Genomic DNA, 384 nt, shown 5'->3' on the forward strand with positions numbered 1-384 from the left:
AAACCATCACCATCGGTGTGAACCAATCCAGCGGCACGGTCACCGCCGTGGCACCGAATGACGTCTACAAAGGCGATCAAACCGTCACGACCGCTATCAAAACCGTCACCGGTGGCGAGCACTTTGAAAACCTGGTGCCAGGTACTACAGCGGTTAACACCACTGTTACCGATACCCCAGGCACCGCTGATACCACTACCGTCACGCTCACCGCGCCGAGCGCAGTCAACGAGGGTGGCCAGATCACGTACACCGCGACCTTGAGCAACAAGGCCGGTACTGACGTCACTCTGAAACTTGATAATGGCTCGTCGATCACCATTAAAGCCGGTGAAACCGTCGGCACTGTGACCGTCCCTGCGCCAAGCGATGACGTGTTCATCG

1 protein-coding gene is annotated in these 384 nt (G+C 57.3%); it reads left to right on the plus strand.

Annotated elements, in window-relative coordinates; translation table 11 throughout:
* Positions 1-384, plus strand: a 384-nt coding sequence (locus BFP96_RS30965) for an immunoglobulin-like domain-containing protein (RefSeq protein ID WP_170876034.1), incomplete at both ends; no start/stop codon positions are given.

Source organism: Pseudomonas sp. 34 E 7, assembly GCF_900005715.1.
Classification (GTDB): Bacteria; Pseudomonadota; Gammaproteobacteria; order Pseudomonadales; family Pseudomonadaceae; genus Aquipseudomonas; species Aquipseudomonas orientalis_A.